The sequence below is a fragment of the Weissella thailandensis genome, from assembly GCF_001932615.1.
GTDB lineage: Bacteria > Bacillota > Bacilli > Lactobacillales > Lactobacillaceae > Weissella > Weissella thailandensis.
This window is the reverse complement of sequence record NZ_CP014332.1, coordinates 61558-87683: the sequence shown is the minus strand read 5'-3', so window position 1 is coordinate 87683 and position 26126 is coordinate 61558. Positions and strand designations below refer to the sequence as shown.

Annotated in this window: 29 protein-coding genes; 9 read left to right on the top strand and 20 right to left on the bottom strand. The window is 37.7% G+C overall.

Going from position 1 to position 26126, the window contains the following annotated elements; genetic code table 11:
• The first annotated feature begins 17 nt into the window (after nt 1-17).
• A complete protein-coding gene (locus tag FOL01_RS00430) occupies nt 18-1040 on the top strand; it encodes a branched-chain amino acid aminotransferase (RefSeq protein ID WP_075268802.1) in 1023 nt (340 codons plus the stop codon).
• A gap of 174 nt (nt 1041-1214) precedes the next feature.
• Here the strand turns inward: FOL01_RS00430 and FOL01_RS00425 are convergent, their stop codons facing one another.
• A complete protein-coding gene (locus tag FOL01_RS00425; RefSeq protein WP_075268801.1) occupies nt 1215-1793 on the bottom strand; it encodes a TetR/AcrR family transcriptional regulator in 579 nt (192 codons plus the stop codon).
• Nucleotides 1794-1964: 171 nt separating this feature from the next.
• Here FOL01_RS00425 and FOL01_RS00420 point away from each other — a divergent pair, with 171 nt between their 5' ends.
• From FOL01_RS00420 to FOL01_RS00410, 3 genes are read left to right on the top strand one after another with little or no spacing between them, the layout of a single operon-like run.
• Nucleotides 1965-2903, top strand: coding sequence for an ABC transporter ATP-binding protein (locus FOL01_RS00420; RefSeq protein ID WP_075268800.1), 939 nt, complete (start codon nt 1965-1967; stop codon nt 2901-2903).
• The gene (locus tag FOL01_RS00415; protein ID WP_075268799.1) at nt 2890-3783 is read left to right on the top strand and encodes an ABC transporter ATP-binding protein; all 894 of its coding nucleotides are present in this window, start codon (nt 2890-2892) and stop codon (nt 3781-3783) included. The genes FOL01_RS00420 and FOL01_RS00415 overlap by 14 nt, the downstream gene beginning before the upstream one ends.
• Entirely contained in the window at nt 3783-5225 is a 1443-nt protein-coding gene (locus FOL01_RS00410; RefSeq protein ID WP_075268798.1) for an ABC transporter permease subunit, read from the top strand. The genes FOL01_RS00415 and FOL01_RS00410 overlap by 1 nt, the downstream gene beginning before the upstream one ends.
• A gap of 127 nt (nt 5226-5352) precedes the next feature.
• On the opposite strand, the gene FOL01_RS00405 is transcribed toward FOL01_RS00410, so the two are convergent.
• The 5 genes from FOL01_RS00405 to FOL01_RS00385 form a co-directional block, all read right to left on the bottom strand.
• Complete coding sequence (locus FOL01_RS00405) at nt 5353-6234, bottom strand: SDR family NAD(P)-dependent oxidoreductase (protein ID WP_083603379.1); 882 nt, start codon at nt 6232-6234, stop codon at nt 5353-5355.
• Between the two features lie 232 nt (nt 6235-6466).
• Nucleotides 6467-7330, bottom strand: a complete 864-nt coding sequence (locus FOL01_RS00400; protein ID WP_075268796.1) for an SDR family NAD(P)-dependent oxidoreductase — start codon at nt 7328-7330, stop codon at nt 6467-6469.
• A 53-nt stretch (nt 7331-7383) separates the two neighbouring features.
• Nucleotides 7384-7944, bottom strand: coding sequence for a TetR/AcrR family transcriptional regulator (locus FOL01_RS00395; RefSeq protein WP_083603378.1), 561 nt, complete (start codon nt 7942-7944; stop codon nt 7384-7386).
• A gap of 109 nt (nt 7945-8053) precedes the next feature.
• Nucleotides 8054-8728, bottom strand: a complete 675-nt coding sequence (locus tag FOL01_RS00390) for a type 1 glutamine amidotransferase (protein ID WP_075268794.1) — start codon at nt 8726-8728, stop codon at nt 8054-8056.
• 48 nt (nt 8729-8776) lie between these two features.
• A complete protein-coding gene (locus FOL01_RS00385) occupies nt 8777-9019 on the bottom strand; it encodes a single-stranded DNA-binding protein (protein WP_075268793.1) in 243 nt (80 codons plus the stop codon).
• Nucleotides 9020-9227: 208 nt separating this feature from the next.
• Here FOL01_RS00385 and FOL01_RS00380 point away from each other — a divergent pair, with 208 nt between their 5' ends.
• Genes FOL01_RS00380 through FOL01_RS00370 form a run of 3 tightly spaced genes read left to right on the top strand, consistent with a single transcriptional unit; the run spans nt 9228 to nt 11855 of the window.
• Entirely contained in the window at nt 9228-9803 is a 576-nt protein-coding gene (locus FOL01_RS00380) for a TetR/AcrR family transcriptional regulator (protein ID WP_075268792.1), read from the top strand.
• A 39-nt stretch (nt 9804-9842) separates the two neighbouring features.
• Nucleotides 9843-11096: an NADH:flavin oxidoreductase/NADH oxidase family protein gene (locus tag FOL01_RS00375; RefSeq protein ID WP_075268791.1), complete on the top strand. Its 1254-nt coding sequence runs from the start codon at nt 9843-9845 to the stop codon at nt 11094-11096.
• Complete coding sequence (locus FOL01_RS00370) at nt 11097-11855, top strand: SDR family NAD(P)-dependent oxidoreductase (RefSeq protein ID WP_075268790.1); 759 nt, start codon at nt 11097-11099, stop codon at nt 11853-11855. It abuts the gene before it with no gap.
• A gap of 171 nt (nt 11856-12026) precedes the next feature.
• Here the strand turns inward: FOL01_RS00370 and FOL01_RS00365 are convergent, their stop codons facing one another.
• From FOL01_RS00365 to FOL01_RS00320, 10 genes are all read right to left on the bottom strand, one after another.
• Nucleotides 12027-13832: an oligopeptide ABC transporter substrate-binding protein gene (locus FOL01_RS00365; RefSeq protein WP_075268789.1), complete on the bottom strand. Its 1806-nt coding sequence runs from the start codon at nt 13830-13832 to the stop codon at nt 12027-12029.
• 115 nt (nt 13833-13947) lie between these two features.
• Complete coding sequence (locus FOL01_RS00360) at nt 13948-14892, bottom strand: ABC transporter permease (protein WP_075268788.1); 945 nt, start codon at nt 14890-14892, stop codon at nt 13948-13950.
• 16 nt (nt 14893-14908) lie between these two features.
• A complete protein-coding gene (locus FOL01_RS00355; protein WP_075268787.1) occupies nt 14909-15865 on the bottom strand; it encodes an ABC transporter permease in 957 nt (318 codons plus the stop codon).
• Between the two features lie 16 nt (nt 15866-15881).
• On the bottom strand, nt 15882-16832 hold the full coding sequence (locus FOL01_RS00350; RefSeq protein WP_075268786.1) for an ABC transporter ATP-binding protein: 951 nt from the start codon (nt 16830-16832) through the stop codon (nt 15882-15884).
• On the bottom strand, nt 16829-17854 hold the full coding sequence (locus FOL01_RS00345; RefSeq protein WP_207649844.1) for an ABC transporter ATP-binding protein: 1026 nt from the start codon (nt 17852-17854) through the stop codon (nt 16829-16831). Before FOL01_RS00345 ends, FOL01_RS00350 begins: the two co-directional genes overlap by 4 nt.
• 242 nt (nt 17855-18096) lie before the next feature.
• Nucleotides 18097-18597 (bottom strand): YbaK/EbsC family protein, encoded by a 501-nt coding sequence (locus tag FOL01_RS00340; RefSeq protein WP_075268784.1) that lies wholly within the window; start codon nt 18595-18597, stop codon nt 18097-18099.
• A 123-nt stretch (nt 18598-18720) separates the two neighbouring features.
• Nucleotides 18721-19554: a DUF1129 family protein gene (locus tag FOL01_RS00335; protein WP_075268783.1), complete on the bottom strand. Its 834-nt coding sequence runs from the start codon at nt 19552-19554 to the stop codon at nt 18721-18723.
• Nucleotides 19544-19888 carry a PadR family transcriptional regulator gene (locus FOL01_RS00330; protein ID WP_075268782.1) on the bottom strand — a complete coding sequence of 115 codons (345 nt, stop codon included), beginning with the start codon at nt 19886-19888 and terminating at the stop codon, nt 19544-19546. The genes FOL01_RS00335 and FOL01_RS00330 overlap by 11 nt, the downstream gene beginning before the upstream one ends.
• Nucleotides 19889-19979: 91 nt before the next feature.
• Nucleotides 19980-21365: an MFS transporter gene (locus tag FOL01_RS00325; protein ID WP_075268781.1), complete on the bottom strand. Its 1386-nt coding sequence runs from the start codon at nt 21363-21365 to the stop codon at nt 19980-19982.
• A 130-nt stretch (nt 21366-21495) separates the two neighbouring features.
• Complete coding sequence (locus tag FOL01_RS00320) at nt 21496-21909, bottom strand: LysM peptidoglycan-binding domain-containing protein (protein WP_075268780.1); 414 nt, start codon at nt 21907-21909, stop codon at nt 21496-21498.
• A gap of 198 nt (nt 21910-22107) precedes the next feature.
• Here FOL01_RS00320 and FOL01_RS00315 point away from each other — a divergent pair, with 198 nt between their 5' ends.
• On the top strand, nt 22108-22983 hold the full coding sequence (locus FOL01_RS00315; protein WP_237342636.1) for a YihY/virulence factor BrkB family protein: 876 nt from the start codon (nt 22108-22110) through the stop codon (nt 22981-22983).
• A 260-nt stretch (nt 22984-23243) separates the two neighbouring features.
• Here the strand turns inward: FOL01_RS00315 and FOL01_RS00310 are convergent, their stop codons facing one another.
• Genes FOL01_RS00310 through FOL01_RS00295 form a run of 4 tightly spaced genes read right to left on the bottom strand, consistent with a single transcriptional unit; the run spans nt 23244 to nt 25708 of the window.
• Entirely contained in the window at nt 23244-23807 is a 564-nt protein-coding gene (locus FOL01_RS00310; RefSeq protein WP_075268778.1) for a DNA-3-methyladenine glycosylase I, read from the bottom strand.
• An 18-nt stretch (nt 23808-23825) separates the two neighbouring features.
• The gene (locus FOL01_RS00305; protein ID WP_075268777.1) at nt 23826-24767 is read right to left on the bottom strand and encodes a DUF4097 family beta strand repeat-containing protein; all 942 of its coding nucleotides are present in this window, start codon (nt 24765-24767) and stop codon (nt 23826-23828) included.
• Entirely contained in the window at nt 24760-25395 is a 636-nt protein-coding gene (locus FOL01_RS00300; protein ID WP_075268776.1) for a DUF1700 domain-containing protein, read from the bottom strand. The genes FOL01_RS00305 and FOL01_RS00300 overlap by 8 nt, the downstream gene beginning before the upstream one ends.
• Entirely contained in the window at nt 25385-25708 is a 324-nt protein-coding gene (locus FOL01_RS00295) for a PadR family transcriptional regulator (protein WP_075268775.1), read from the bottom strand. Before FOL01_RS00295 ends, FOL01_RS00300 begins: the two co-directional genes overlap by 11 nt.
• A 118-nt stretch (nt 25709-25826) precedes the next feature.
• Between FOL01_RS00295 and FOL01_RS00290 the strand changes: the two genes are divergently transcribed.
• Nucleotides 25827-26105 carry a PspC domain-containing protein gene (locus FOL01_RS00290; RefSeq protein WP_075268774.1) on the top strand — a complete coding sequence of 93 codons (279 nt, stop codon included), beginning with the start codon at nt 25827-25829 and terminating at the stop codon, nt 26103-26105.
• Nucleotides 26106-26126: the final 21 nt, after the last annotated feature.

Below are 26126 nucleotides of genomic sequence, written 5' to 3'. Positions count from 1 at the left end.
CACGAGGAGAATATATCATGAAAGAAAAAGTTGAAAATTTGGATTGGAACAACCTAGGATTTGAATATCACGACCTACCTTATGATTTTGAAGCAAAATTCAAGGATGGTGAGTGGCAACCAGGTGAATTGACGACCCGTTCAACACTGGAACTATCTGTCGCTGCTGAAGTCCTACACTATGGTCAAGAAGTGTTCGAAGGATTAAAGGCTTATCGTCGTAAAGATGGTAAAATCAACCTTTTCCGTCCTGAGTTAAACGCTGAACGTATGGCCAATTCTGCTGAACGTATGTTGATGGAACCTTACCCAGTGGATGCTTTCGTCGATGCTGTTAAGCAGGTCGTTAAAGCTAACGAAGACTTCGTGCCACCATACGGTACGGGAGGTACCCTTTACCTACGTCCATTTATGGTTGGAACAAGCAGTGTTGTTGGGGTAACACCCGCCACTGAATACACTTTCCATATTTATGCAACGCCAGTTGGCGCTTACGTAAATGGCCTAAACCCTGCTGCATACACTGTCAGTGATTATGACCGTGCCTCATACGCGGGTACTGGTCAAGCCAAGACATCCGGTAATTACGCAAGTAGTCTATTTTCTTCAGCTCAGGCACATGAAGCAGGTTATGCTGACTGCCTATTCCTTGATCCTCGTGAACATAAATATGTTGATGAATTCGGTGGTGCCAACTTCTTTGGTATCACAAAGGAAGGACAATTCGTTACACCTAAGTCAGAATCAATCTTGCCTTCTATCACAAAGCGTTCTTTGCTCCAAGTAGCAAAGGATCAAGGATTGAATCCTGTTGAACGCCAAGTACCTTTCGATGAAATCGATCAATTCGCAGAAGCTGGTGCCATGGGTACCGCAGCAGTTATCTCACCGGTTGGTTCATTGACTGCTGGTGACAAAAAGCACGTCTTTTACAGTGAAACAGAAGCCGGCCCTGTCACAACCAAGCTTTACAATGAGTTGGTTGGCATTCAATACGGTGACCGCCCAGATCCATATAACTGGACCCAAACTGTAGAGTAAACAAGAGCGTGGCTATAATAACGTTATTTACAGTATTTAACGTTTAAATAAAGAAGAGGTAAGAAAAATCAATTGATTCTTCTCACCTCTTCTTTTTTAATTTAATTCATCTAAAAAGTGCATTTATTTTCATCCACAATTAAACATTGATACACTGGAAATAATTAGTGTGATTTATGTAGTGGGAAATAACAAATGTAATACTTGCGCCATTTTATTACGCGCCTCTTTTTTTGACATCTCATCTTTTTGTTTAAACCACCAAAGACTAATTTGCCGGAACATACCTAAAATAATTTGACAGGTAAAATCAATATCATGAGATAAGATAGCATCTTGTTCACCAAAGGCCATAATCCTTTTTTCGATTTCTGGTTGTACACGGGCATCAATCATTTCAAAAGAAAAATTATTCTCAATGTCTAGTTGTAAATGGACCAACGCCTTTTGATATTGTTCCATTGTATCAAGGATCTTTTCAAAACAAGTCAACAGAAAGTCAAACGGATTCTCAATATCAGTACTGGTATCAATTTCTTGTAGAAGCTCTTGTTGCGTTGTATAAATAACATATTTTACAAATGCATATTTATCGGCAAAGTGCTTATAAAATGTTGGGCGCCGTACTAAAGCACGATGGCATAACGCATTCACCGTTATTTTTTCAAGGCTTTCTTCTTCCAATAGTTCAAAAAAGGCCGCTGTTAACGCTGAATACGTTTTTTGAACCCGTAAATCTAAGTTCTGATCCATGATGATGTCTCCTTATAGCTAATTTTTTCGAACAAAAGTTAATGTTTTGTTAATTATCTTTCATTTTATGAGGAAATGTACGTTGTATTGATCGTCAAATATATTATAATTTGTTGTTGAACATATGTAAATAAATTATCATTTGTACATTAATAAGTTAGGAGGAAACAGATGGCAGTTATAGATATTGATCACGTGACCAAAGATTATGGTCATAAACGTGGTATTTTTGATGTATCTTTTTCAGTTAACAAAGGTGAAGTTTTCGGTTTCCTAGGACCTAATGGTGCTGGTAAAACAACAACTATCCGCCATATTATGGGTTTTTCTAAGCCACAGGACGGTACTATCACCGTAGACGGTAAAGATGCTTGGAAACAAGCCGACGCAATCAAGCGCCAAGTTGGTTACTTACCTGGTGAGCTAGCCTTTCCTTCCGGAATGACTGGTACACAATTTATTGATTTTATGGCTAAGGAACGCCAAATCACAGATATGACTAAAACAAACTACCTATTAGATATGTTTGAATTAGATCCTTCAGGCGTCATTAAACGAATGAGTTTAGGTACCAAGCGTAAATTAGCTGTTGTGACAGCATTTATGCACGATCCTGAAATTTTGATTCTAGACGAGCCAACAAGTGGTTTGGATCCATTGATGCAGGAACGCTTTATTGATTTCGTATTGGCTGAAAAAGAAGCCGGTAAAACCATTCTACTTTCAAGTCACATTTTTAATGAGGTCGATGCAACCTGTGATCGAATCGCTATTATCAAAAATGGTGAGATCGTTTCAACCATTGTCGCTGACAAATTAAGAAATAATCAAAACAAAGAATTTAAGGTCGAGTTTGCTGATCACGAGACGTATGAGCATTTTATTGCCGAAACGCAACTCGATATTTCTGCTAAGCGACCAGATCAAGATCAAGTAAAATTACGAATTCACGATGATGCTATTCATCAGTTATTCGCAGAAATGAGCCAATATAAACTTAACTTTATCTCAGAAATCAAGTTTACTTTGGAAGATTACTTCATGAACTTCTACGATCGCAAATTGAGTGTCGCAGCAGGACAGGAGGAATTAGAACATGGCAATGATTGAGATTAACAACTTAACAAAAGATTACGGCAAAGGCCGTGGTATCTTTGACATCAATCTGTCGGTTGAAAAAGGTGAAGTTTTCGGCTTTGCTGGAATCAACGGTGCTGGTAAAACAACCACCATTCGAAACCTAATGGGATTCATTAAACCTGATAGTGGTTCGGCTACTATTGATGGCCTTGATGCTACAAAAAAGAGTGCGCAAATCAAGCAAAAGGTTGCCTATGTACCTGGTGAAATTAACTTTCCTGGTAACAATAGCGGTGAGGTTTTCTTAAAGCGTCAAATAGAGATGTTAGGTCATGGTAGTTGGGAACGTTGCCAAGAGATTTGTGATGAATTACAACTTGATGCAACAGCCAACATTAAAAGCATGAGTAAAGGAATGAAGCAAAAAACAGCTTTAGCTGCTGCCTTCGCTGCCGACTCTGATATTTTAATTATGGACGAGCCTACTACTGGGTTAGATCCATTGATGCGTGATACTTTCATTAAACTAGTTGAAGAACAAAAAGCATTAGGTAAAACAATCTTTATGTCGAGTCACATCTTTAAAGAAATGGAAGAAACTTGTGATCACGTGGCCATGATTAAAGATGGTAAGATTATTAGCCGTATCGACATGAACAAGATTCGTTATAATCCTGATAAGCTATTCACAATTGCCTTCCAAGATAATGAAAGCTTTCAACATTTCACTAGCTTGTCTTATGACTTGGCAGAAGTAAAACCAGACAAAAACCAAGTTACCGTAAAAGTTAATGATCAAAAGATCAACGAATTGATGAATGATCTACAACATTATCCAGTTAAGTTCTTCAAAGAAATCAAGCAAACCTTTGAAGATTATTTCAACCAAACATTTAAGGAGGAGGCATAATGTTTAGTAAAGCTATTTTTAAACAGAGTGTACGTTCTAATGGAACGCTATGGCTCGTCATTACATTAGTTGCCAGTGCACTATTAAGTGTATTTATTGTTCAATTTGATCCTGAAGATTTCGCTGCCCTATCAAGCGCAGCTTCAGGAACAAGTTTTGATAGCGTCCTATCAGGTTTTGATTCGATTCTAGGAACGCTAGAAACCTTTTATAAGTCAATTGCTATTTTATTGGGATTGGTCTACATTATCTTCTCTGCTAATAATTTAGTGGTTAACGAAGTCGATAGTGGATCAATGGCGTACACATTATCAACACCTACAAAGCGTAGTACTGTTATCTTTACGAAAATGGCCTACATGATTGGTTCAATCATCCTAATGTTTGGTATTGTAACCGGTGTTGGTCTAGGTGTTTCTGAAGTCACACATCACAATGTTACAGGTGAGCCAATGACCGAAGATGTGACCGCAGCCGCAGATGCTATGGATCGCAAGCCAAGCTATGTACGTAGCCACTTATACATGATTGAAGATGATAAGTATGCTGTCCAAGCTGGTGCCGAAGCTCGTAATATGGATCAAGAGGCTTATAAGCAATACCTTGATCAAGCTATTTTGCGTGACAGTTATGATGCAGCTGCTGAAAAGTTGACTGATAACCGTAAAGACAAATATGAAGATACTGACAAGAGCAAGTCAGCAATCGAAATTACACAAGACGAACTATCTAAGAATCCTAAGTTAATAATGAATGATAATGATGCTTTGGAAGCTGGTGCTAAGGTCACTGGACAAAGCGTCAGTGATTATCGTAATTCTATTAATGACGAGATTAAGAATGATAGTGCTGACAAGCAAAAAGAACTTGAAAAGAATTTACCAGCCAGCCCATCAATTATCATGTCAACAGCTCAATCAGCTGGTGCTAAAGCTTTGAACACATCAGAAAGCAATATTAGCGATAATATGAGCTTACTAAAGGATGACAAGGCCATTAAGGCCGCTTCAGAAGCTACTAAGGTACCTGAAGATCAATTAAAGACACTAATTGACTCATCACAAGTCAGCGCTGCTTTAAGCTCTGACGAATCATTAGAATTCGATGTTGAGAAATTCATGTGGTTAAACGTTGGTGCATGCTTGCTAATCTTAGCAATGGGAAGTATTTCATTCTTTGCAAGTACCCTATTTAACCGTTCAAACCAAGCCATGGTGCTTGGTGCCGGTCTTCCATTCGCATTCTTCCTAATTAGTTTGGTTATTCAACAAAGTGATAGTTTGGAAAACTTAAAGTACGTTTCATTAACGACTTTGTACATGACGGATGAAATTTTGAGTAGCGGTGATTTTGGTATCCCATTACTTGTATTAGGTGGGGTTGCATTTGTATTGTATGCAGCTTCAGCAGTCATCTTCCAAAAGAAGGATCTACCACTATAATTAAACTTATTAGTGATTAGCTAATAACATCAAGAAATCCCAGAATTCAAAACGAATTCTGGGATTTTTTGATGCCTGATAAAATTTTACTCAAAGTTACTATTTACTGATAATCAGCGGGTAGCGATTACTTTAAAAACGGCGCACAAACTTTCATGCAATAATCCCACAAACGTTGATCATTTTCGAGAGAATAATACTTACGATTTTCTTTTTGAATCCTTCCTTTAGAATCAAAAAACATTCCCGTTAAACCACGAACTTCATTTGAAGTAGCCAACCAAGCATTTGTCTGACCTGGTGTTTTAGGATTTCTTATCATAGGCAACCATAAAACGATTAATATTTTCATCCATAATGGCCGATTTTTAGCTTGTTCAGAACCCAACTTCGTTAAGGCTGACCCCGGTTCCATACAATTAATGGTGACATTTTTAATGCCTTTTTCCTGTAATTCATTATTTAAATGCCACATTAGCCACAACACATACAGTTTTGACAGACCATAAGCCCGCCCAAATCCATAATTATGTTCTAATTCAATATCATCTAAATATTGATCACTAGTTCCTTGGTTGTACGAAGCCGAGGAAACGGTAATAATTCTCCCGTCAGGGCTTTGAGTCAGTAAAGGTAGTAACAGTTTACTTAATAGTAATGGCGCAAATGTATTAATGGCCATTGTTTTTTCATGATCTTCAGCAGTTACTAGACGTTCTTTCCCCATTTGAGAACCAGCATTATTAACCAACGTATCTAAATAACCATATTTTCCTTTGATATGATCTGCTAGTTGTTTAACATCCGTCATTAAAGATAGGTCTGCAATGACACTATCAATATTTTCATTGCCAGACTGCTCTCTAATTTCATTCACTGCAATGTTAACTTTTTGCTCATTACGACCATGAATGATGACATGATGCCCTTGTTTTGCCAAGGTTAATGCTGTTTGATAACTAATGCCACTATTAGCACCCGTAACTAAAATGTTCTTAATGTGCATCATTTCCCCCTTACATCACAAAAATCATCCGTTCATATTAATAATTATCTGTATGTTCATTAAACTTTTGTCTATAAAAATGTTCACGTTCGGTCAAATCATAGATACTCTTTTTGTTTTCATTCAGACGATACAATAAAGCAGCATTCCCCAACAGGCTTATGATAAAAATAAACTTTTTCACGATAATCCATCTCCCCTTTGTTATCTTTGATTGTTTCTAAATAATCTGCATTTAGTCTTCTAAAAATGGTGCACAAACTTTCATGCAGTAATCCCAGAGTTGCTGTTCTCTTGCTGGCGTGTATTCCTTGGTTTGTGGTTTTTCCAATTGTTTCTTGTTATTAAAGAATTTACCAGTAAGTCCCTTAACTTCATCTGATGAAGCCAAATAAATGTTGGTTACAGCACCCTTTTCCGGTGCAGGCATAAGATGTAAGGCAATTTTATAAATCATATTATTAATAAAGCCATTGTCACTATCTTGCCCAAAATTAGTACCTACTGCACCCGGGTGAGAGCAGTTAACTGTCACATTAGTGATGCCTTGTTTTTGTAATTCAGCAGCTAAATGTTGTGAATTCCAAATCACAAACAACTTTGAAATCCCATATCGTTTCTGTCCTGAAGTCTCTTTTTCTAGGTTTAGGTCATTCATGTCTGGTTTTGCCTGACGGTGTGTGCCTGAAGACATGTTGATAATCCGGCCGTCAGTACTTTTTTCTAAATTAGGTAATAAGAGTTGATTTAACAAAAATGGCGCTAATACATTCAATGCCATCGTATTTTCGATATCATCTGTTTCCCTACGAGTGTCATCCAACACAGCACCAGCATTATTGATCAATACGTCCAAATGATCATACTTTTGCTGAAATTTATCCGCCATTTGTTTAACTGCTGACAGTGAAAATAAGTCGGCGATTAAGTACTCAACTTGTGCGTTCTCGGATTGCTGCTCAATTTCCGCGACAGTTTGCTTAGCCTTTTGTTCATTACGGCCATGAATAATCACATGATTTCCTTTTTTGGCCAGTTCTGTCGCGGTGATTTTACCTATTCCATCTGTCGCACCCGTGATTAAAATAATTTTACTCATAAAACACCCCTTCTTTTAACTGAATAGTTAGTCTTTAATAATGAAAACAAAAACTATTTTTTAATAGCTTTTATAATCATGTTACTTATTTGCTCTAATCCTTTGTCATCCAAGTCTGGTTGTCTTTCTAAAACCAAAGTCGGTACGGTAAAAAAGATTTCCAAAACATCATCTGAAAGTTGTGCGAAAGACGACGATTGCTGAAGACGCTCAAATAAATCTGCAAGCGACACTTCCATCGTATTACCAAACTCGATCGCTTGTTTATCTAATAATTCCTGATTGCTCCACAATGTCCCCACAAAATATGCTTGTTTTGGGTATTTACGATATTGCTCAACAATGAAGGTTATCGCTTGTCGAATTTGAACTTCCAGACTCTGCGACTGATCAATCGCTTGATCTAATCCGTCATGTAAATTTACTTTAACCTCCTCATATAAACGACTTAGTAAATCTGTTTTATCTTGATAGTGTAAATAAATTGTCGCTGGACTGACACCAGCATTCTTTGCAATCTTAGCTGTGGTCATATTTGACAGCCCCACACTTTGACTTAACTCTAGGACTGATTCTTTAATGGCTTTAATCTTGTTAATATCTGTTGTTCTCATATCTTTATAGTAACTAATCAGTTAGTTAGAAACAAGTAAAAGCTACAAAAAAGTCCGATATCAATTAAGAAGATATTTTTGACAAAATTAATGGGCAATTTAACGCCATTTAGTCTTTGCCAGCCGTAATATAATCTAAAATCTTAAACATAACCTCTTTATTAATGGTCGGAACTGGCATATTTAATATGTCCGTTGCCGTTTGGTCAAGAATAGAACCTTCAATATATGGAAAATCATTAATCACCATCTCACGTATATTATCGTCCTGAGGTTCAAAATGGAATTGTAGCCCCACCACACGATGGTTCATGACAAACCCTTGGTTTTTAACCGCATCACTCGAAAACAGTAATGTTGCTTCTTTAGGTACCTCAAACATTTCTTGGTGCCAATGTAATGCCAACAATTCTGCTGGTAAATCAGGAATCACGTGACTTTGCAGATAAACAGGTGCCCAACCAACTTCCTTGGCTGGTGCTTCTGATACTTTATATCCTAACGTTTTGGCAATCTGTTGCGCACCATAACAAGCCCCAAACATCGGTACATCCTTATCTAACAGTTCCTGAATAAGTTCTCGTTCCTGACTGATCCATGATAAATCATCATTTGGACTCATTGGACCACCCAAAATAATTAATAAATCCGTTTCATCAGCAGTTGGTAGATAACCAAATTGATAGGGATGATAGACGAATGATTGATGACCATTCACTCGTGCCCAATCCAAAATTGAACCAGGTCCTTCATTGGGCGTGTGTTGTAATATATTAACTCGCATAACACTCCTTTTGCATACTAAAGGTCGTCATTAACAATATAATAATTGCTATTTCTTCTGATACTGACGGCGTCCATGCTGATTATCTTTCGGTAGCTCTTTGATATCTGGATAATAGCCCTGTCGCACCTGTCGTAAAAATTGATTACCAGCCATTACTTTGTCGCCAATATAAAGTTTATCCCACTCTGATTCACCATACAAACTAGGCAATGAGAATTTTTCATCTGTCCGGATCTTTTTTAAGTTCGCATCCAAGATATCAAAAATTGGTTTCATATTCTCTTTCATAGTGCCTCCTAAAAATAAAATAAACCTCGACAATTTTAGCTTTATTCTATCGTTTTTAACAACTTGTCTCTAACATTAACGCTTGACAACCAAAACTATAATGCAACTTTATCTAAATTTATAAGCAAATTATTTGATAAAAGGTTGTCTTTTTGTTAAATTCCACATATAGAATGAACGTTCATTCTATATGTGGAGGAATTCAACAATGAACAGTAAAAAAGAACAATTATTATCAGCTGCAATTAAAACATTTGCTTGTACAGGTTATGCAGCAAGTACTGTCCCAGAGATTGCTAAGTTAGCACATGTCAGCATTGGTACGCTATATCACTATTTCGATAGTAAGCAAGATCTGCTAAATGAAGCGCTACAATTAATTTTAAAACACGTCAACGATAACTTAGCTTCAATAATCCATAGTGATCGAGAAACTGAAGTTTTATTCAATGATCTACTTGGTTTTGGCTTCCAATTTATTCAAGAAGACATTACTACGATTCATTTTCTATATGAAAATATTTACAATGACAAGTTATATCAACCCAGCATTACCCTACGCGAACAAACCGTTGATTTATTAAATGAGTTTTTCAAAAACGGTGAGAAACAAAATGTTTTTAAGACTAGTGACATCCACGCACAGTTAGCTATATCAGTAGGTAGTCTATTTATGATGTGTAATTTTTATTGGATTAGTCAAAATTTTTCATCTGACAATGCACCAAATCAACAATCACTTGAAGACCTAAAAACTCAAATATGGCATGGACTAACTATCTAAAACGGTGCCTACAAATAATATTTGAAAGGAGCACACGATATGCCAGCTACAGAATTTAATCAGCCATTAACATTGCCTTGCGGGCAAGTCATTAAGAATAGATTTTTAAAATCCGCAATGAGTGAAACATTTGCAACTCATGGACATCCAAATCAACAACACATTAACTTATACCGCTCCTGGGCTAATGGTGGTGCCGGCTTGCTTTTTTCTGGTAACGTCATGATCGATCACACTGCTTTAGGAGAGCCCGGGAATGTTGTTATTGAAAATGATGAAGACATGGCTATCTTAAAACAATGGGCAGCTGCCGGAACCGAAAATAAAACGCAGTTCTGGATGCAAATCAACCATCCCGGTAAACAATCTTATCGTTCACTGTCTAAAGAACCAGTTGCCCCTAGTGCCATAGGATTTGAAGGAATCTATGCAACTGTTTTTAATAGACCACGTGCATTAACACGAACTGAAATCCAACAATTGGTCAAGAAATTTACCAATACTGCAGTTATTGCCCAAAAAGCAGGTTTCACAGGAGTTGAAATTCATGCCGCTCATGGATATTTAATTAATCAATTTTTATCGGCGAAAGATAACCAACGGCATGATGAATATGGTGGTTCGCTAACAAATCGTATGAAGTTCCTTTTAGATATTTATCGTTCAATCAGAGCTGCCGTTGGTGACAGTTTCCCAATTGGGGTCAAATTAAATTCTTCTGATTTTGAACCAGGCGGTTTTAGTGAGGATGAGTCGATACAGGTTATCAAAGTTTTGTCCCAATTAGGTGTTGATCTGATAGAAATTTCAGGAGGTAACTATCTAAATCCTGCCATGTCAGAAGGTACCGATAAAAATTCTAATGCCGCTTTTTTTATTAACTATGCGCATAAAATTAAAAAACTTACAACCACACCAATTGCTTTAACTGGTGGATTTAAAGATTTGAAAACTATGACAACAGCAATCGAAAACCAAGATACTGAATTACTAGGTATTGGGCGGCCGATGGTCTTATTCCCTGATTTACCCAATCGAATAATGAACAATCAATTTTCAAACGTAAAATTACCGCGATTGAAAACAAACATAAAACTCATAGACGACAATGCAGGTCCTTTAATTGCCAATAGTTATTACGAACAACAAATGGCCTGTATTGCTAGTGGAAAACAACCAAAATATAGCACAAATGGATGGCCACCTTTGCTAAGGCTAATTCAGCAACATGGTATATCTGGACTAATGCCCCGGCGAGTTAAAAAATATAATCATTCATCAGAGGAGGAATAAATGTCAGTTGCAATAATTACAGGAACCACTTCTGGCTTAGGTAGAAAATATGTTGATGCGCTTATTAATGAATGCCCTGAAATTGATGAAATTTGGATGATTGCCAGACGAGCTGATCGTCTACAGGCAATTGCTGAGCATACACCACAAATGCGTTTTTATAACTTACCTTTAGACCTGAGTGAAGCTGAAAGTTTTAAAAAATTGACCAAGACTCTAGCGGATAAACAACCCAAAGTATCAGCATTGATCAATAACGCAGGTATTAATTTCACTGGTGATATCAAGGATATGCCAGCATCACAAATTCAAACAATGATTAATTTAAATATAACCGGTAGTACGTTAATGATTAAAACGTGTTTACCTTACATGCAACCTCATAGCTTTATTTTACAAGTAGCTTCTGTTTCATCATTTGTTGCTAACCCGCACCAAACTGTTTACAGTGCAACAAAATCATATGAAGCTAGTTTTGCAAATGGGCTGAGACATGAATTGGCGCCTAAGGGTATCAATGTTTGTCTCGCCTACCCAGGTAATATGGAAACTGAAATGAACCACAAACTATTAAATGCGAAAAAAAAGACGGTTATCAATCTATTGCCTTATTTAAACACTGAAAAATTTGCACATAAAACGATTCAAATGGCTAAAAAAGGACGTGCCAGCTACACCATGTTACCTTTCTATAAGGCCTTTCGTGTCGTTGCTAAACTAGTACCACATGCATTTTTGGTAAGATTCACAAGAATTTAATACCTATTAACAAACAGTTGGGACAAAAAATATTGTGCCAACTTTTTTATGCTAAAAATATCGTAAATTACAATACACGCTGGCTTCAAAACAACTTTTGTTTCATTCTCTTTTATTGCACTAAAAAACCACTAAACTCATTTAGAGTTTAGTAGTCTTTCGGTGCCTAATTTACTTTAACTTTGAAGACGTCAATGACAAACTATTCCAGAAATCATTGTTATCATTGCTCAAGCTAAAGCCTTTCACACGCTTATTAACTGGCGCCCATTGATAACTATTGTCTGAAGCAACGTAAGCAGCTTGGTCATTCATATACTCTTGCCACTCCTTGAACTTATCAGTACGGTATGAATCATCCCAGGCCTTTTCACTGTTCAAGTCGTTGATCAATTGCGTATTCTTCTTTGTGACAAAATGTCCCATGTTAAATGGTGCATCTTCACCATAAAGTTGTGAAGGTGTTGGTTCTGAAGACAAGCTCCAAGCACCTGCAAAGATATCAATCTTATTTTGCTTTGGCTTTTGCAACGTATCATAGAAACTATTCATTTCCATTTCTTTACCTGTTGCCATCTTGACATTTAGACCAACCTTACGCCAACGTTGCAAGTAATCTTGATAAGTTGCGTGACTGGTTGCACTACCCTTCATTGCACCAAAACGGATCACTAACTTCTTACCATTTGGCTGCGTACGCCACTTACCATCCTTCTTGTAGCCAGCGTCATCAAGTAACTTAGCCGCCTTCTTTGGACTATAAGGGAATCCTTTAGCAGATTGGTCCGAATACTTATCAAAGATTGGTGGAATCAACGTCTTAGCACGCCACTTAACGCCGTTTCCAAACTTCTCGTTAATCGCATCTTCATCAATAGCGTACATCATTGCCTGACGCAACTTCTTATCGCCCATCTTTGACTTAGGATCCATGACATTAACTTGCTTCTTAGTGTCATATTCACCAACGTTGAAACCAAAGTAATTGTATCCCAAATCTGGTTTACCAACCATCTTATAATTCTTGAGCTTCTTCAAATTTTTATAGCTGGTACCGCGCATAACACCTGTTGGCGTGGTAAAGTCATACTTCTTAGTTTGAATAGCCTTATCAATACTATTAGATGAGACAACATTAATCGTAATGTGCTTAACCTTGGGTGCCTTACCCCAGTAGTACTTATTTGGTGACCAACTTGTTGATTCACCTTCGACCACCTTATCCAATTTATATGGACCAACAAAGACGGGATTCTTACGTACTTGATCAGCTGAGGCTAGCTTATCAATGGCCACATCTTTGTATAAATGATATGGTGCCACAGCACTCCAGATAAAGGAATTACCTGCAAACTTCATACTTGGTGATAATGAGCTATACTTAATGACCACTGTTTTGCCGTCTTCACCATCAGGGTAACTGAAACCAGAAATCGTTGAAGCTTTTCCTGAATGATAATCAGCCATTCCTTCAATCCGTTCATAGTCAGCTGAATATTGTGATGAAGTTGATTTTTCATTAGCAATAATCTCGTATGGATACTCAACATCACGGGCTACTACTGGCTGGCCATCTGACCATTTTGCATCATCACGAATTGTAATGGTCACTGTATTGTTTTCTCGATCTAATTTTTGGTTAGCTAAACCACCATCAACTACCTTGAAATTCTTATCAACGTTAAATAGCTCAGCATTACCTCCGGGACCAAACACATTAGCATCTTCTTGATTGTCTGCTAATGCCGGCTCCGTAATTCCCTTAAATGGTGAATCGTTGGGTTCCGCAACCTTTAAAGTACTTTTGTCGTTCGCAGTTTTACTTTCTTTCGCATTGTTCTTAAATGTATCAGACAGCTTAGCTTTTTTTGTAGCCGCTGAAACCGTGGTTGTATTATCGACACTGAACGTAGCTAACGATACAGCAGCCAAGACAGCCGCTGACGATACAGCCCATTTTTTACTTGTCTTGTTCATACGCTTTCCCCATTTTCTTTTTCACTCATAAAATCACCCAATATGACGACAACTTTATTTAATATCTACCACTGAATGCACCACCACCCTAAATTTATTAATACGGTATCATCTGTTATTTTCCTGCGCGCCGTTGTGATGCATTTGCTGCGCGACTCATTACCTGACCAATATAACTAATTGATAAACACAAAATGATAATCTCAATCGCTGCTGGCAACCAAGTCCACCAATATTGCGTAATATTATTTGGATCATTTGCATTGGCAATCAAGGTACCTAATGATGGCGTGTTTGATGGTAATCCAAATCCCAAATAAGATAGCCCCGTTTCAACTCCAATATTTTCTGCAAATGATAAGGTCGTATCGACAATAATTAATGAAGAAATATTCGGCATCACTTCTCTAAAAATAATCTTCCATGATTTTGTATCAGAAGTAATCGATGCAGACACATAATCCTTTTTAGTTTCTGCCAAAGTTCGCGACCGAATCAATCGTGATGTTCCCATCCAATAAAATGTCGAGAAAATTAATGTTAAAGTCACTGAATTATAATCGTTAATGATCGTCACTAACACGATAATCATCATGGTCATTGGTAGCATCATCATGAAGTCATAAACACGTTGCATCCCCCAATCGATATAGCCACCAAAGTACCCAGAGATTAATCCCCAAGCAATACCAACAGTTGAAGAAATAACAGTCAGACCAATGGCAATCCCAATAGAATTACGTGAGCCAACGATTAATTGCATGGCGATTGATCGTCCATTTGCATCTGCCCCAAGCAAGAAACCATCTTCTCCTGGTGGGGTCAAGTACGCCATAATATTTGTGGTCATCATCTCACTATTATCAATAAACAATGGTGCAATCATGACAAATAAGATAAACCCGACCACAATGATTAAAGAAATTAACGCTGGTCGGTCTGCCTTAAATTCTTGCCAAAGAATCTTCATCGATGAAGGGGCTGCTTCTTGCTTTGCCTCAGCAGTCAATCGTTGCAGATCTTGGGACGATATTTCAGCTAATTTACTTGTTGCTGCCATTAATATGTCCCCCTTCCTAATTGATTCGGATCCGTGGATCCACAATGCTCAAAATAATATCTGACAATAAGGTTCCTAGTAAGTTCAAAATACCAAATAGCAAGACCAATGCCGTAATCACGGTGTAGTCACGATAACTAATCGAATCAATGAACAACATCCCCATCCCTGGGTAGGAAAAAATCGTTTCCGTAAATATCGACCCATTCAATAGTCCGGTAATCGAATACCCTCCAAATGCTGCAATTGGCAAGAGTGAGTTACGGAAGATATGATGACGATAGATATCTTTATTTGGCACACCTTTTGATCGCGCGGTTTTAACATAATCTGAATGCTTTGCATCGACCACTTCCGAACGCATATACTGCACGATATTCACGGTACCAAACAAAGCACCTAACAATCCTGGCAAGAGAATATGAGCAAATCTTGATCCTAAACTACTCCAACCACTTGCCGTCGCCGAAACCGACCCAGTTGTCGGAAACCAATTTAGCACGTAACCGAAAATCCATAATCCAATCACTAGAATAACGAAAAATGGAATACAGTAAGTCACGTAAGTATAAACACGAATGATTGTATCCGGTAATTTACCTTCGTGTTTACCGGCATATAATCCAAGTGGCAAAGCAATCAAGTAGGTCAGCACCATGGTAAACAATGATAGCCATAAGGTGTTAATCACACGGTCACCAATCAAATTAGAAACTGCTTCATGATACTGATAACTTTGTCCTAAGTCCCCATGGAATAAGTGCACCACCCAGTTCCAGTACTGTTGATACCAGGGGTCATATAAGCCATTAATCTGTTTCAAGTGTTCGATTTGAGTCGCACTCGACCGTGGATTGATTGAACCAGTAAACGGGTCACCCGGCATCGCTTTCGCCAAAAGAAAAACTAAAATACTAAGCAAAATAACTTCGGGAATCATGATTAAGATTCTTCGCAAAATTGTTTTCCACATTAACCATCACCCCTTTCTACAGTTTGTCTGCTAACTTTTCTTGTGGTAAAGCGACAAAGTGTGTTGGAGAAACTTGAACTAGTGGATATGCTAAGCCATCTTTGTCATAATATTGTGCTGCTTGTTCTTGATAAATTTTTTCAATTTCCTGTCGTTGTTGCTTTCGTTCTTTACGATGTAACACGTCAACTTCAGGAATGGCCGCTAATAGTCGTTTCGTATATATGTGCATGGGATGTTCATAAATATCTTCACGCGTCCCAACTTCAACCAAGCGTCCCTTATTCATGATGGCAATGTTCTTGCACATATGACGAACAACTCCTAAATCATGTGAGATAAATAAATATGAAATACCAAACTCACGCTGGATTTTCTTCATAAAGTTCAGTACCTGTGCTTGAACAGATAAATCTAGCGCAGAGACCGGCTCATCAGCAATAATCAACTCTGGATTAGTAGCAACTGCACGAGCAATCCCGATTCGCTGTCGTTGTCCACCCGAAAATTGATGAGGATATTTATATAATGAATCAGGGTTTAAGCCAACCGTATCTAGTAGTTGTAAAACACGGATTTTTTCATCTTCAGCTGACAAATGCTGAAAATTTCTTAACGGTTCCGCAATAATATCTAATACCCTTTTACGTGGATTCAAACTAGACAACGAGTCTTGAAAAATCATCTGGACATTTTGATTATATTTAACATTATGGCGCGCATTAGTCTTGGTAATATCGATGCCCTTATAAAAAATAGAGCCCGATGTAACCTTTTCAAGACCAACGACTGATTTACCAGTTGTTGATTTACCAGAACCAGATTCGCCAACTAATCCATAGGTTTCACCAGCTTCGATACTAAAATTAATGCCGTCAACTGCCTTTACCTGATTAGTCACCCGATTCCAAAATCCTGAACGAATTGGATAATGAACCTTTAAATCTTTGATTTCAATTAAACTCATACCCTAGTTTCCTCCAAGGTTTTAAAATAAAATTCCTGGTAACAGGTGCATCTAACCTGATGTCCAGGTGTGATTTCATGCATTGTTGGCTCGGCCTCGTGTGCTTCAACCGGAATCCAAGGAATCCGAGCCGCAAATCGATCACCGGTTTGCGGCAATCGTTCAATCGATGGCACACTACCTTGAATTACGTACAAGTCGTCATTATCAACATCCGCATCCCCTTGTGGCATTGATCGCAGTAACGATCTAGTATACGGATGACGGGGATCCCCAAAAACTTGTTCCGTGGTGCCGCGCTCAACAATCTCACCAGCATACATAACTGCCACTTCATCTGCAGTTTCAGCCACCACGCCTAAGTCATGGGTAATCAAAATAATGCCAGCGTGATTTTCTCGTTGGATGCCACGTAAAACATCTAAAATTTGTGCTTGAATCGTCACATCTAAGGCAGTTGTTGGCTCATCAGCAATGATAATATCCGGCTTGCAAGCAATGGCAATCGCGATGATAACTCGTTGGCGCATCCCCCCAGAAAGTTCATGTGGGAATTGACGGGCTGTTCTATCTGGATTAACAATGCCCACTTGATTGAGCAATTCAATGACACGATCATGTTTTTCAGTAGCGGTCATCTGGGTATGATAATCGAGCACTTCACTAATTTGATCATCAATTCGTTTTAAAGGATTCAAAGCAGATAGCGGATCTTGAAAAATCATACCAATCTTAGCGCCACGCACATCGTTTAAACCATCTTCATTCAGCTTAAGTAAATCCTGTCCTTCAAACAAAGCTTGTCCGGAAATATGCGTTGCATCAGGATCATGCAACCCCATGATTGTTGTTGCCAAAGTACTCTTACCACAACCGGATTCACCAACAATTGCTAATATTTCATCTTTTTTAACCTCTAAATTCACATGTGACACTGCATCATAATACTGGCTATTAATTTTAAAGGCCGTTGAAATATCCTTTAACTCAAGCAACACATCGTCTTCAACCAATCTACTCACCCCAAATCAGCGCCTATCATTTTTCGCTTAAATTTATCATAATTTTTTAATATTGTAATAGGGTTACGCTGACACTTCAAGTATTTTCTAATTTATTTCTCATTTTAATGTTATTTGGCTAGATAAAGTTCGTGTTTAACGTAAATAAAAAAACATAACACCAACATTAGTCGATGTTATGTTTATTAAAAATAGTTGTTTAGCGGTTATTTAAAATTCAGATTATTCTATTCTATCGATAGCTAATCAAAATCCACCACAACCATCTCATGCTGTGAACGTGTAATAAGCTTTAATAAATCCTCATACTTAATAAAAACAGTTGCCGTATTGGTATTCGGATGGATGCCAATCGCATCAACATTTTGTAACTCTTTATCCAGCAAAACGGTCACTTGTTGTTTTTTATCATGCGGCAAACCCAGTGGTGTCACAAAACCTGGCTTGAGTCCCAAAACATCTGCCAAGTCCATTTCATTGGCGAAATTAAGCTTATTGCGACTCAACTGGAGCTGTGGCGCTAGAGTTTTAAAGTCAATTTTCTTATGACCAACAACGACACAAAGAAAGTATTCAGCGGTCTTTCTCTTTTTAAGAAATAAATTCTTGATCACCGTATCATTCGGCAATTCTAATTGACTTGCTTCAGCCATTGTCCAAACAGCATCATGTTTTACTTCATTGTACTGAATGTCATTTCCCCTTAGGAAATCAATTGCTTCTTCATATGTTGATAAAGTCATAGATGTCCCCCTCGTATATTTTATTTATCCATATCACTATACATCACGCATCTAATTAAAGAATTATGCTTACCTAGGATAACAATAATGGTTAAAATATCCAATTTTCTTTAGTATAAAAGCCTATTTTTTCTTTAGTACCCAAACACTTGCGATCCAAAAAATAACCAGTGCAATACCCAAGGTAATCCCTAGAGTAGTATGCCCTGCTTGTGTATTTCTAAGAAAATCACTGACTCCACCTGGCAGACGAGTCATAATACCAAGGATTCCTAAAAATAATGAAAAGACAGCAAGTGGCAGTACTGTTCTTTTTTCAGATTGTTTGAAGAAAATAATCATCGCAATAACCAGCCAAAATAGAATGATGCCAATTCCTAATTTATTACCAATAGTAACTTGGAGTGGTGTTGTCGCATACATTTGGATAAATATCATGGGTACAAGGCCAATCATTATCACCAACCATAATTTTAAAAACAGTACCCAATTCTTTGTTTCAGTCACACGTCCCCCATAGATGGTTCGACCCAAGTACTTCATCCCCACCAACACAACAATACCTATATACAGACCAGTCAATATCAGATTACCAATATCAATCGATGGATTAATTGAAATCATACTTGGTAGTAAGGCAAAAAACATGTACGCACCTACAAAATACAAAACAAGTTTAAATACTTCACCGACTTTTTTAGGGACTTGATGCAACAATTCATCGGCCAAGATGTGCGGATTTTTACCAAAATATTGTTCAGCTGTCAGTCCTTCGCGCTGTGCATCAATGATGTCTTGTAAGATTTCAAGTAGATTTGATTCAATAGCTGCTTGATTTTTCATGAAGCTATTCAAACGCATGTAAAGCAAAAGATCACTGTAATACTTCTCATTTTCTCCAGTTAATTGCGCACGTAACTGATTATTTTGCTTAATTAGGTTGTCTTCAATACTCATCAGGATCTTCCTCCTCCACTAGTAAATTAATCGATTGCTGTAATTGATACCATTCATTTATAAATTCTTTTTTGGCTGCTTGACCGTCTTCAGTTATAAAGTAATATTTTCGCGTTGGACCGACAGCAGAAGCTTTGTTTTTTCCTTCAATCAACCCACGTTTTTGCATGGCCGTTAGTAACGGATAAATTGTCCCCTTTGGAATATCCTCTAATCCATAACTATTCATTTTCTTACTCAAACTATAGCCGTATTCTGGTTCCTTACTAAGGATCATTAAGATAACTCCTTCTAAAATGCCCTTTAACATTTGGCTTGAAATACCTTGTCGCATGCGCTTTATCTCCTAGCTAGTATGCTTAACATACTAGAAGCGTAACAAAAAACGACTAGTATGTAAAACATACTGGTCGTTAAAACACCCATTATTTTGCGGTCTTGTTCTTCATAAAGATCACTAACCAAATCAAACTGATTGCAACAATAACTGTACTAAATACGATCAAGTGACCGAATCCAGTTGCTGTCTGTGTCGCAATGGCTGACTTTGTTGTCCCAGTTGTTTGAATAAATAGAGCGGCAACAGTTGTTCCAACGGCTCCGACGAACTGTTGCACCGTGTTAAAGATGGCATTGATATCACCAGCCTGTTGTGGCTTTACTTCAGCTACCCCGGCGGTCATAGCCACACTAAACGTTAGGTTTCGTGCCACTGTAAACAATGCGTAAACAACAGTTAAGCCAATCGTGGCAATACTTGGTGCCATCACTGAGAAAATAATCATGATAGCTAAGAAAGCAAGTGAGCCCCAAGTTAACGGCTTATTAGCCCCTAAACGATCGTACATTGCTCCGTAAATGGGGTTAACTATTGAACCTAGCAATGAACCAGGCATTAGAATCAAACCGGCAATCATCGTTGTGGTACCAAGCGTTAATTGACTGTATTGTGGTACAGCGAAATTAACAGCTAAGTTGATAACTTGTGATGTTGCATAAATCAACAATGCCATCACGACAGCTTTACTACGGAACACGCTGATATCAACTAATTTGTTCTCGGCATTGTTCGCAACCTTGATGAATCCAGCCATAGCAATAATAGCTACCAAAGCTAAAATAATAATAGTTGCTGTTAACTTACCTGATTGCAATTTTCCTAGTGCTAAGATAGCTGATACTAAGGAAATACCAATTAATGCAAATTGACCATAAGCGAATTGATTTTTTGACTTTGGCTTCTGATTATCTAAGTTAAACCAACCGATTAATAATGAAATAATTACCACGGGTAAAACAATCATAAAAATAGCTCGCCAACCTAAGGTATAAGTGACAACTCCTCCGTAAACCGGACCTAGTGCCGGTGCCAAAGAAATAATCAATGTTCCAAAGCCCATGTACTTACCAAGTTGTGACATTGGCACACTAGTAAAAATAATGTTAAAGACTAATGGCAAGGCAAATCCTGTTCCGACCGCCATAATTAGTCGACCCAATAATAATAGCCAAAAGTTTTGGGCAACAATGGCGATAACATCACCCAATACAAAGGCAATCAATCCAATCATATAGGTTTGTCGCTTGCTTAAAATGGCGTTGAAATGTGCTGATGTTAGCATCATTAGCGCAACTACCAATAGATAAGCAGTGGTTAACCATTGCACCGTTCCCATTGGTTGATTAAATTGCTGAATTAACTCTGGAAATGTCACATTCATTGACGTTTCCGTTAAGATACCTGAAAAGCCCAAGATTGCCGCTGCGACAATCGACCAGATAACTTTAGGTGAAACTTTCTCTTCGTTCATAACTCCTCCTACTTTTTAAAAGTGCCTGATTTATATTTAAGCACATATTCTCGTAGGGCGTAAGTATCTTTTATGTTACAAAAAAAATTTCCTAGCTGTTAGACTAGGAAAAGTTAATGTGTGGTTAAATTTATGAAGGACTTTTGATTTTCAACGTCTGACCATCAACCAAGTTTTCTAAATCAGCTGATGGGTTGAGATCCTGTAGTTCATCAACCGTTAAACCATATTTAGTAGCAATTGAATAACCCGTTTCACCGACTTGTACCGTAATTTTCTTCTTAGAAGATGTTTTCGACTTACTACTTGCAGTTGAACTATCTGCTGAACTAGTCGTTGATGATGACTGACTTGAACTTGATTTACTGCTATCATTGTTAGCACTTGATTTACTTGAACTTGAAGCTGCTGTTTGTTGTGTATCATTCTTATTAGTTAAGGCACCATATGCAACTGGTATTGAAAATCCAATCGCAAATAGAACCACATAACCAATTAAAATAACTGTCCAAAATTTAAATCGTGACGGACGTTTTGATTTCATATTCTCTCACCTTTGTTAATTATTGTGAATAGCGTAACATGAATACTGATATTCTGCACCTACCTTACAATTTTAGACTTATATTGCGGTTAAAAAGCAATTAATTGTACGAACCACCCATTTGTTTGATAGAATTAAATGATTATGGTCAATTTTATCAGGAGAATTGAAGTCGTGAAACATTTTTTTAAAAATCTTATGAATAATAAACTGATCGCGACAATTATTGATGTGGTCACTCGTGTTGATATCATCACGGCCAGCTCATCAATCGCTTACTTCGGCCTATTATCAATATTCCCAGCTATCGTTATCCTAGGTACTTTACTACCTTACCTAGGACTAACAATTGATACCGCATTAAAATACGCGCAGACTGCCGTTCCAGAGTCTGTCTTTACATTTATTGATCCAGTTATTCGATCGATTCTTAGTCAAAATGGCGTTGGTGTTTTGTCCATTTCCATCGTTATTACGCTCTGGTCGCTATCCCGGGTTGTCTCTTCGATTCGAATTGCCCAAAATGGTATTTATAATGTTAAACCTAATAGTGTCGCCATTTTTGACCGTTTCATTTCAATGTTTTGGCTGATAATTATTCTAGCGATTATTGGTGTGCTGTTAATCATCGCCTCAGTCGGAACAAATGTTTTAGAGGCCCTACCAATTAGTAGCCAGATAACTTATCAAATTGAATCCGCTAAACGTGTCGTCGTCATTATTGGATTATTTATTGGTGCTTTTTTATTCAATACACTTTTACCGATTAAACGACCACGTCTAATTTGGATTTCTATTGGAACAATAGTCCAAATTACACTAGTCATCTGGCTTGCCAAAGCATTTGGTTGGTATGTTGACTTTGCCGCCCGTGCATTTACATTTTATCAGGCACTAAGTTCAGCTATCATTTTGTTACTATGGATCAATTTTATTGCCCTTGCTGCCTTGATTGGTACCATGGTAACGGCCGTATTAGAAGAATTATTTCCGCCACGACATGGCGACAGGGCAAGTAACTGGTATATGTTAAAGCTGATTTTCCGAAATTCAGGAAAAAATAGCAAAAAGTAGTTGTGTTATCGGATAATTTGCGCTATATTAGTAGTCGTTAAGAGGGAAGTATTCCATTTAACTATATGTAACAGACTCATAACACTAAGTCAGAAGACTTAGCCAGTAGGCCCAACTAACCTACAACCTACTCCTTAAAATATATCCATGAACATTTCTTACTCTCGTGTTTGTGGTCAAAGCTATTTTGTATACCCTACATTAATAGCAAAGAATAAAGCACTAGCAATCCCACATTGCTAGTGCTTTATTTGTATTCATTATGATTTATGACACGGACAAGTTATCTCATGATCATTGATCAATCCCGATGACTGTAAAAAAGAATAAACCGTAACCGGGCCAACAAATTTAAAGCCGACCTTTTTCATTGCTTTAGACACAGTGATTGCTAGCTCATTTGTTGCTGGTACATTTTCATAATTCATCACTTGATGATCAATCGGCTGCTGATTAACGAATGACCACAACCACCGATCAAAGCTTTTTCCTGCCTTCTGTAAGGCTAGAATTGTTTGTGCATTATTAATAGTAGCCTGTAGTTTCAAACGATGGCGGATAATCGTTGCGTCTTTCATTAACAAAGCAACCTGCACCTCGTCATATTGAGCTACTTGCTCCAAATCATAGTTCGCAAAGGCTTTTCGGAATGCCTGACGTTTATGTAAAACCGTTCGCCAACTCAATCCTGCTTGATACGTTTCTAAGCTAAGTAACTCAAATAACATCTGGTCACGGTGTTCTGGCTGGCCCCATTCCGTATCATGATATTGCACCATTAGCGGATCATTTTCATCAACCCAGTGACAACGTTTCAAAGTCATTATAGAACCCCCGTAATCCTATTTAATCGTGATATTACCATCTGAAACATCTACATTGAATTGATTAGCAGCCATCTGGTCATTGTTCAAATAATTATTCCCATAGTTTGTGCCATCAACCTTCACGTGGCCAGCAGATGCTTGCATTTGCAAACCAATATCAGCCAAACCTGAAGCCCTTAATGAGCCATCCATAATTGTCATAATATTATGGCCTGTTAGTTGGCTATCGACCAATTTAACATTCCCTTTATTGACCTGAATAGCACTGGCAGCAACTGTAGTTTGTTCTAGTGTTGTCCGACTACCATCTGCTGATAACATTAAACGACCAAGATTTGAACTATTGGTATTAACCTGACTATTACTGCTATTCATTGTTGTTTGACTAGCCTGCAGATTATTTAATGAAATTTTGGCATCATGAGCAGCAACAGACAAATTTTGTAATTGGGCATCCTTCATCTGAATATCAGCCGCTGTTGCTGTGATTGCAACACGCTTTGCATGTAAGTCTGCAATATTCATGGCACCATACATGGATGATTGTCGGTATTCAGATAATTTTTTATCCTTAGGTAAACTGATAATTAACTTCTCTGGTTCATGCTTACCAAATCCTACTTCATAACCCTTTTCTTGGTTGGGCACATAGCGAACTTTTAATTGCTTACCATTTCTTGTCACATGTAAAAATTTAGGATTAGTAATACGACCATTAATTTCAATCTTCTTTTGATTACCCGTTTGAACGGTAACCGGTACATTTGCCGTTTCAACATCGAGCTTATTCACAGCCTTTACCTTATGATGAACGGATTTAATTTGCGAAACTTCAAAATGACCGTTGTGCCAACCTAAATTATTTTGGCCATCATGAGCCAGACCAACAATCATAATAATGACACCAAAAGAAATCACAATAAACCCGGTTAAAATAAATCGAAATCCTTTATGCATGATGGGTCACCTCTTTACCTTTGTGTGAAAAGCGGCGGCCAATATACTTCACAAAACGCATCAATGCTCTAAAGACCGTTCGAATAATGGTCACCCCGATTGGCCAGGCAACAAATTGCAGACCAACAATAATTAATCCGATACCACCTTGATATAGGCCAGTTGCCCAGTTACTAGGCAGCACAGCTAGCCCACCTATAATTTGAAATAGCCCGGTCAATAAATAATAGATCAAAGCGACGATGACAATGGTTGCAACACCCACCGTTGCAAACAGGCACACTAAAATCAGCAACATGGCAGGTACCCAAACAATTGAGGTCAATAATCCTTCTAACACAATGCTGATCAAATAAATTTCTTGCTTAATCCAATTTTGCCGCTCTTGACGCGTATTTTCATGCGCTGGTTTATTATGTATGTCATCCTCTTCAAGGCGCAATGAATAGTCGACTAAAATACGACGAGCCAATTGCTTTGGCGTTCCTAATTCTGACATTAAACGTTCACCAGATAACTGCGCATCGGCAGCGTATTCTTGATAAAAACGAATAACATCCTCTTGTTCATCTACATTTAATTGCTGTAAGTAAGTCTTCACCTGAGTAAAATAAATACTATTTTCCATTAGCGTTACCTTCCAGCATCAAATCATTGATTTTACTACTAAAATCACGCCATTCATCTTGGATATGCGCCAGTTCTTGGTAACCTAAATCAGATATACTGTAGTATCTACGATTGCGTCCCTCAAAAGGTTCATCATACGTTGTCACCCAATCACGCTTTTTTAAACGACGTAACACAGGATACATTGTTGACTCAGATACCGCAAAACGCGCCTGAACTTGCTTTGTAAGTGAGTAACCATATAAATCTTCTTTAGAAAGTAACGCCAATACCAGTCCATCCATCAGATCACTTGATAATTGCATTGACATAATTCAACTTCCTTTACAATACTATAAGTCATATAATATAATACAAGTATAGGGAATACAAACTTGTCTGTAAAGTGTTTTAATTCCCACGTTATTCTATGAGAAAGTGAGAAATATTATGGCTAAAGATAAGAAATTAACAAAGTCAAATGATCGTGTCCTAAGTGGTGTTCTTGGAGGAATTTCAGAATACTTTGATTTAGATGCTTCGCTTGTCCGTCTACTCTTTGTTGCGGCAACCCTATTTACGGGATTCTTCCCATTCGTTTTCATCTATATTATCGCCGTATTTATCATGCCAGATTCACCATCTAAGCATCAGTACAAGTATCGATTTGATGAAGATGCTGAGGAAAAGCGCCGTGACGTTACCCCTGACGAGGATGACCAAATCTAAAGCAAACTGACTGCAATTAAA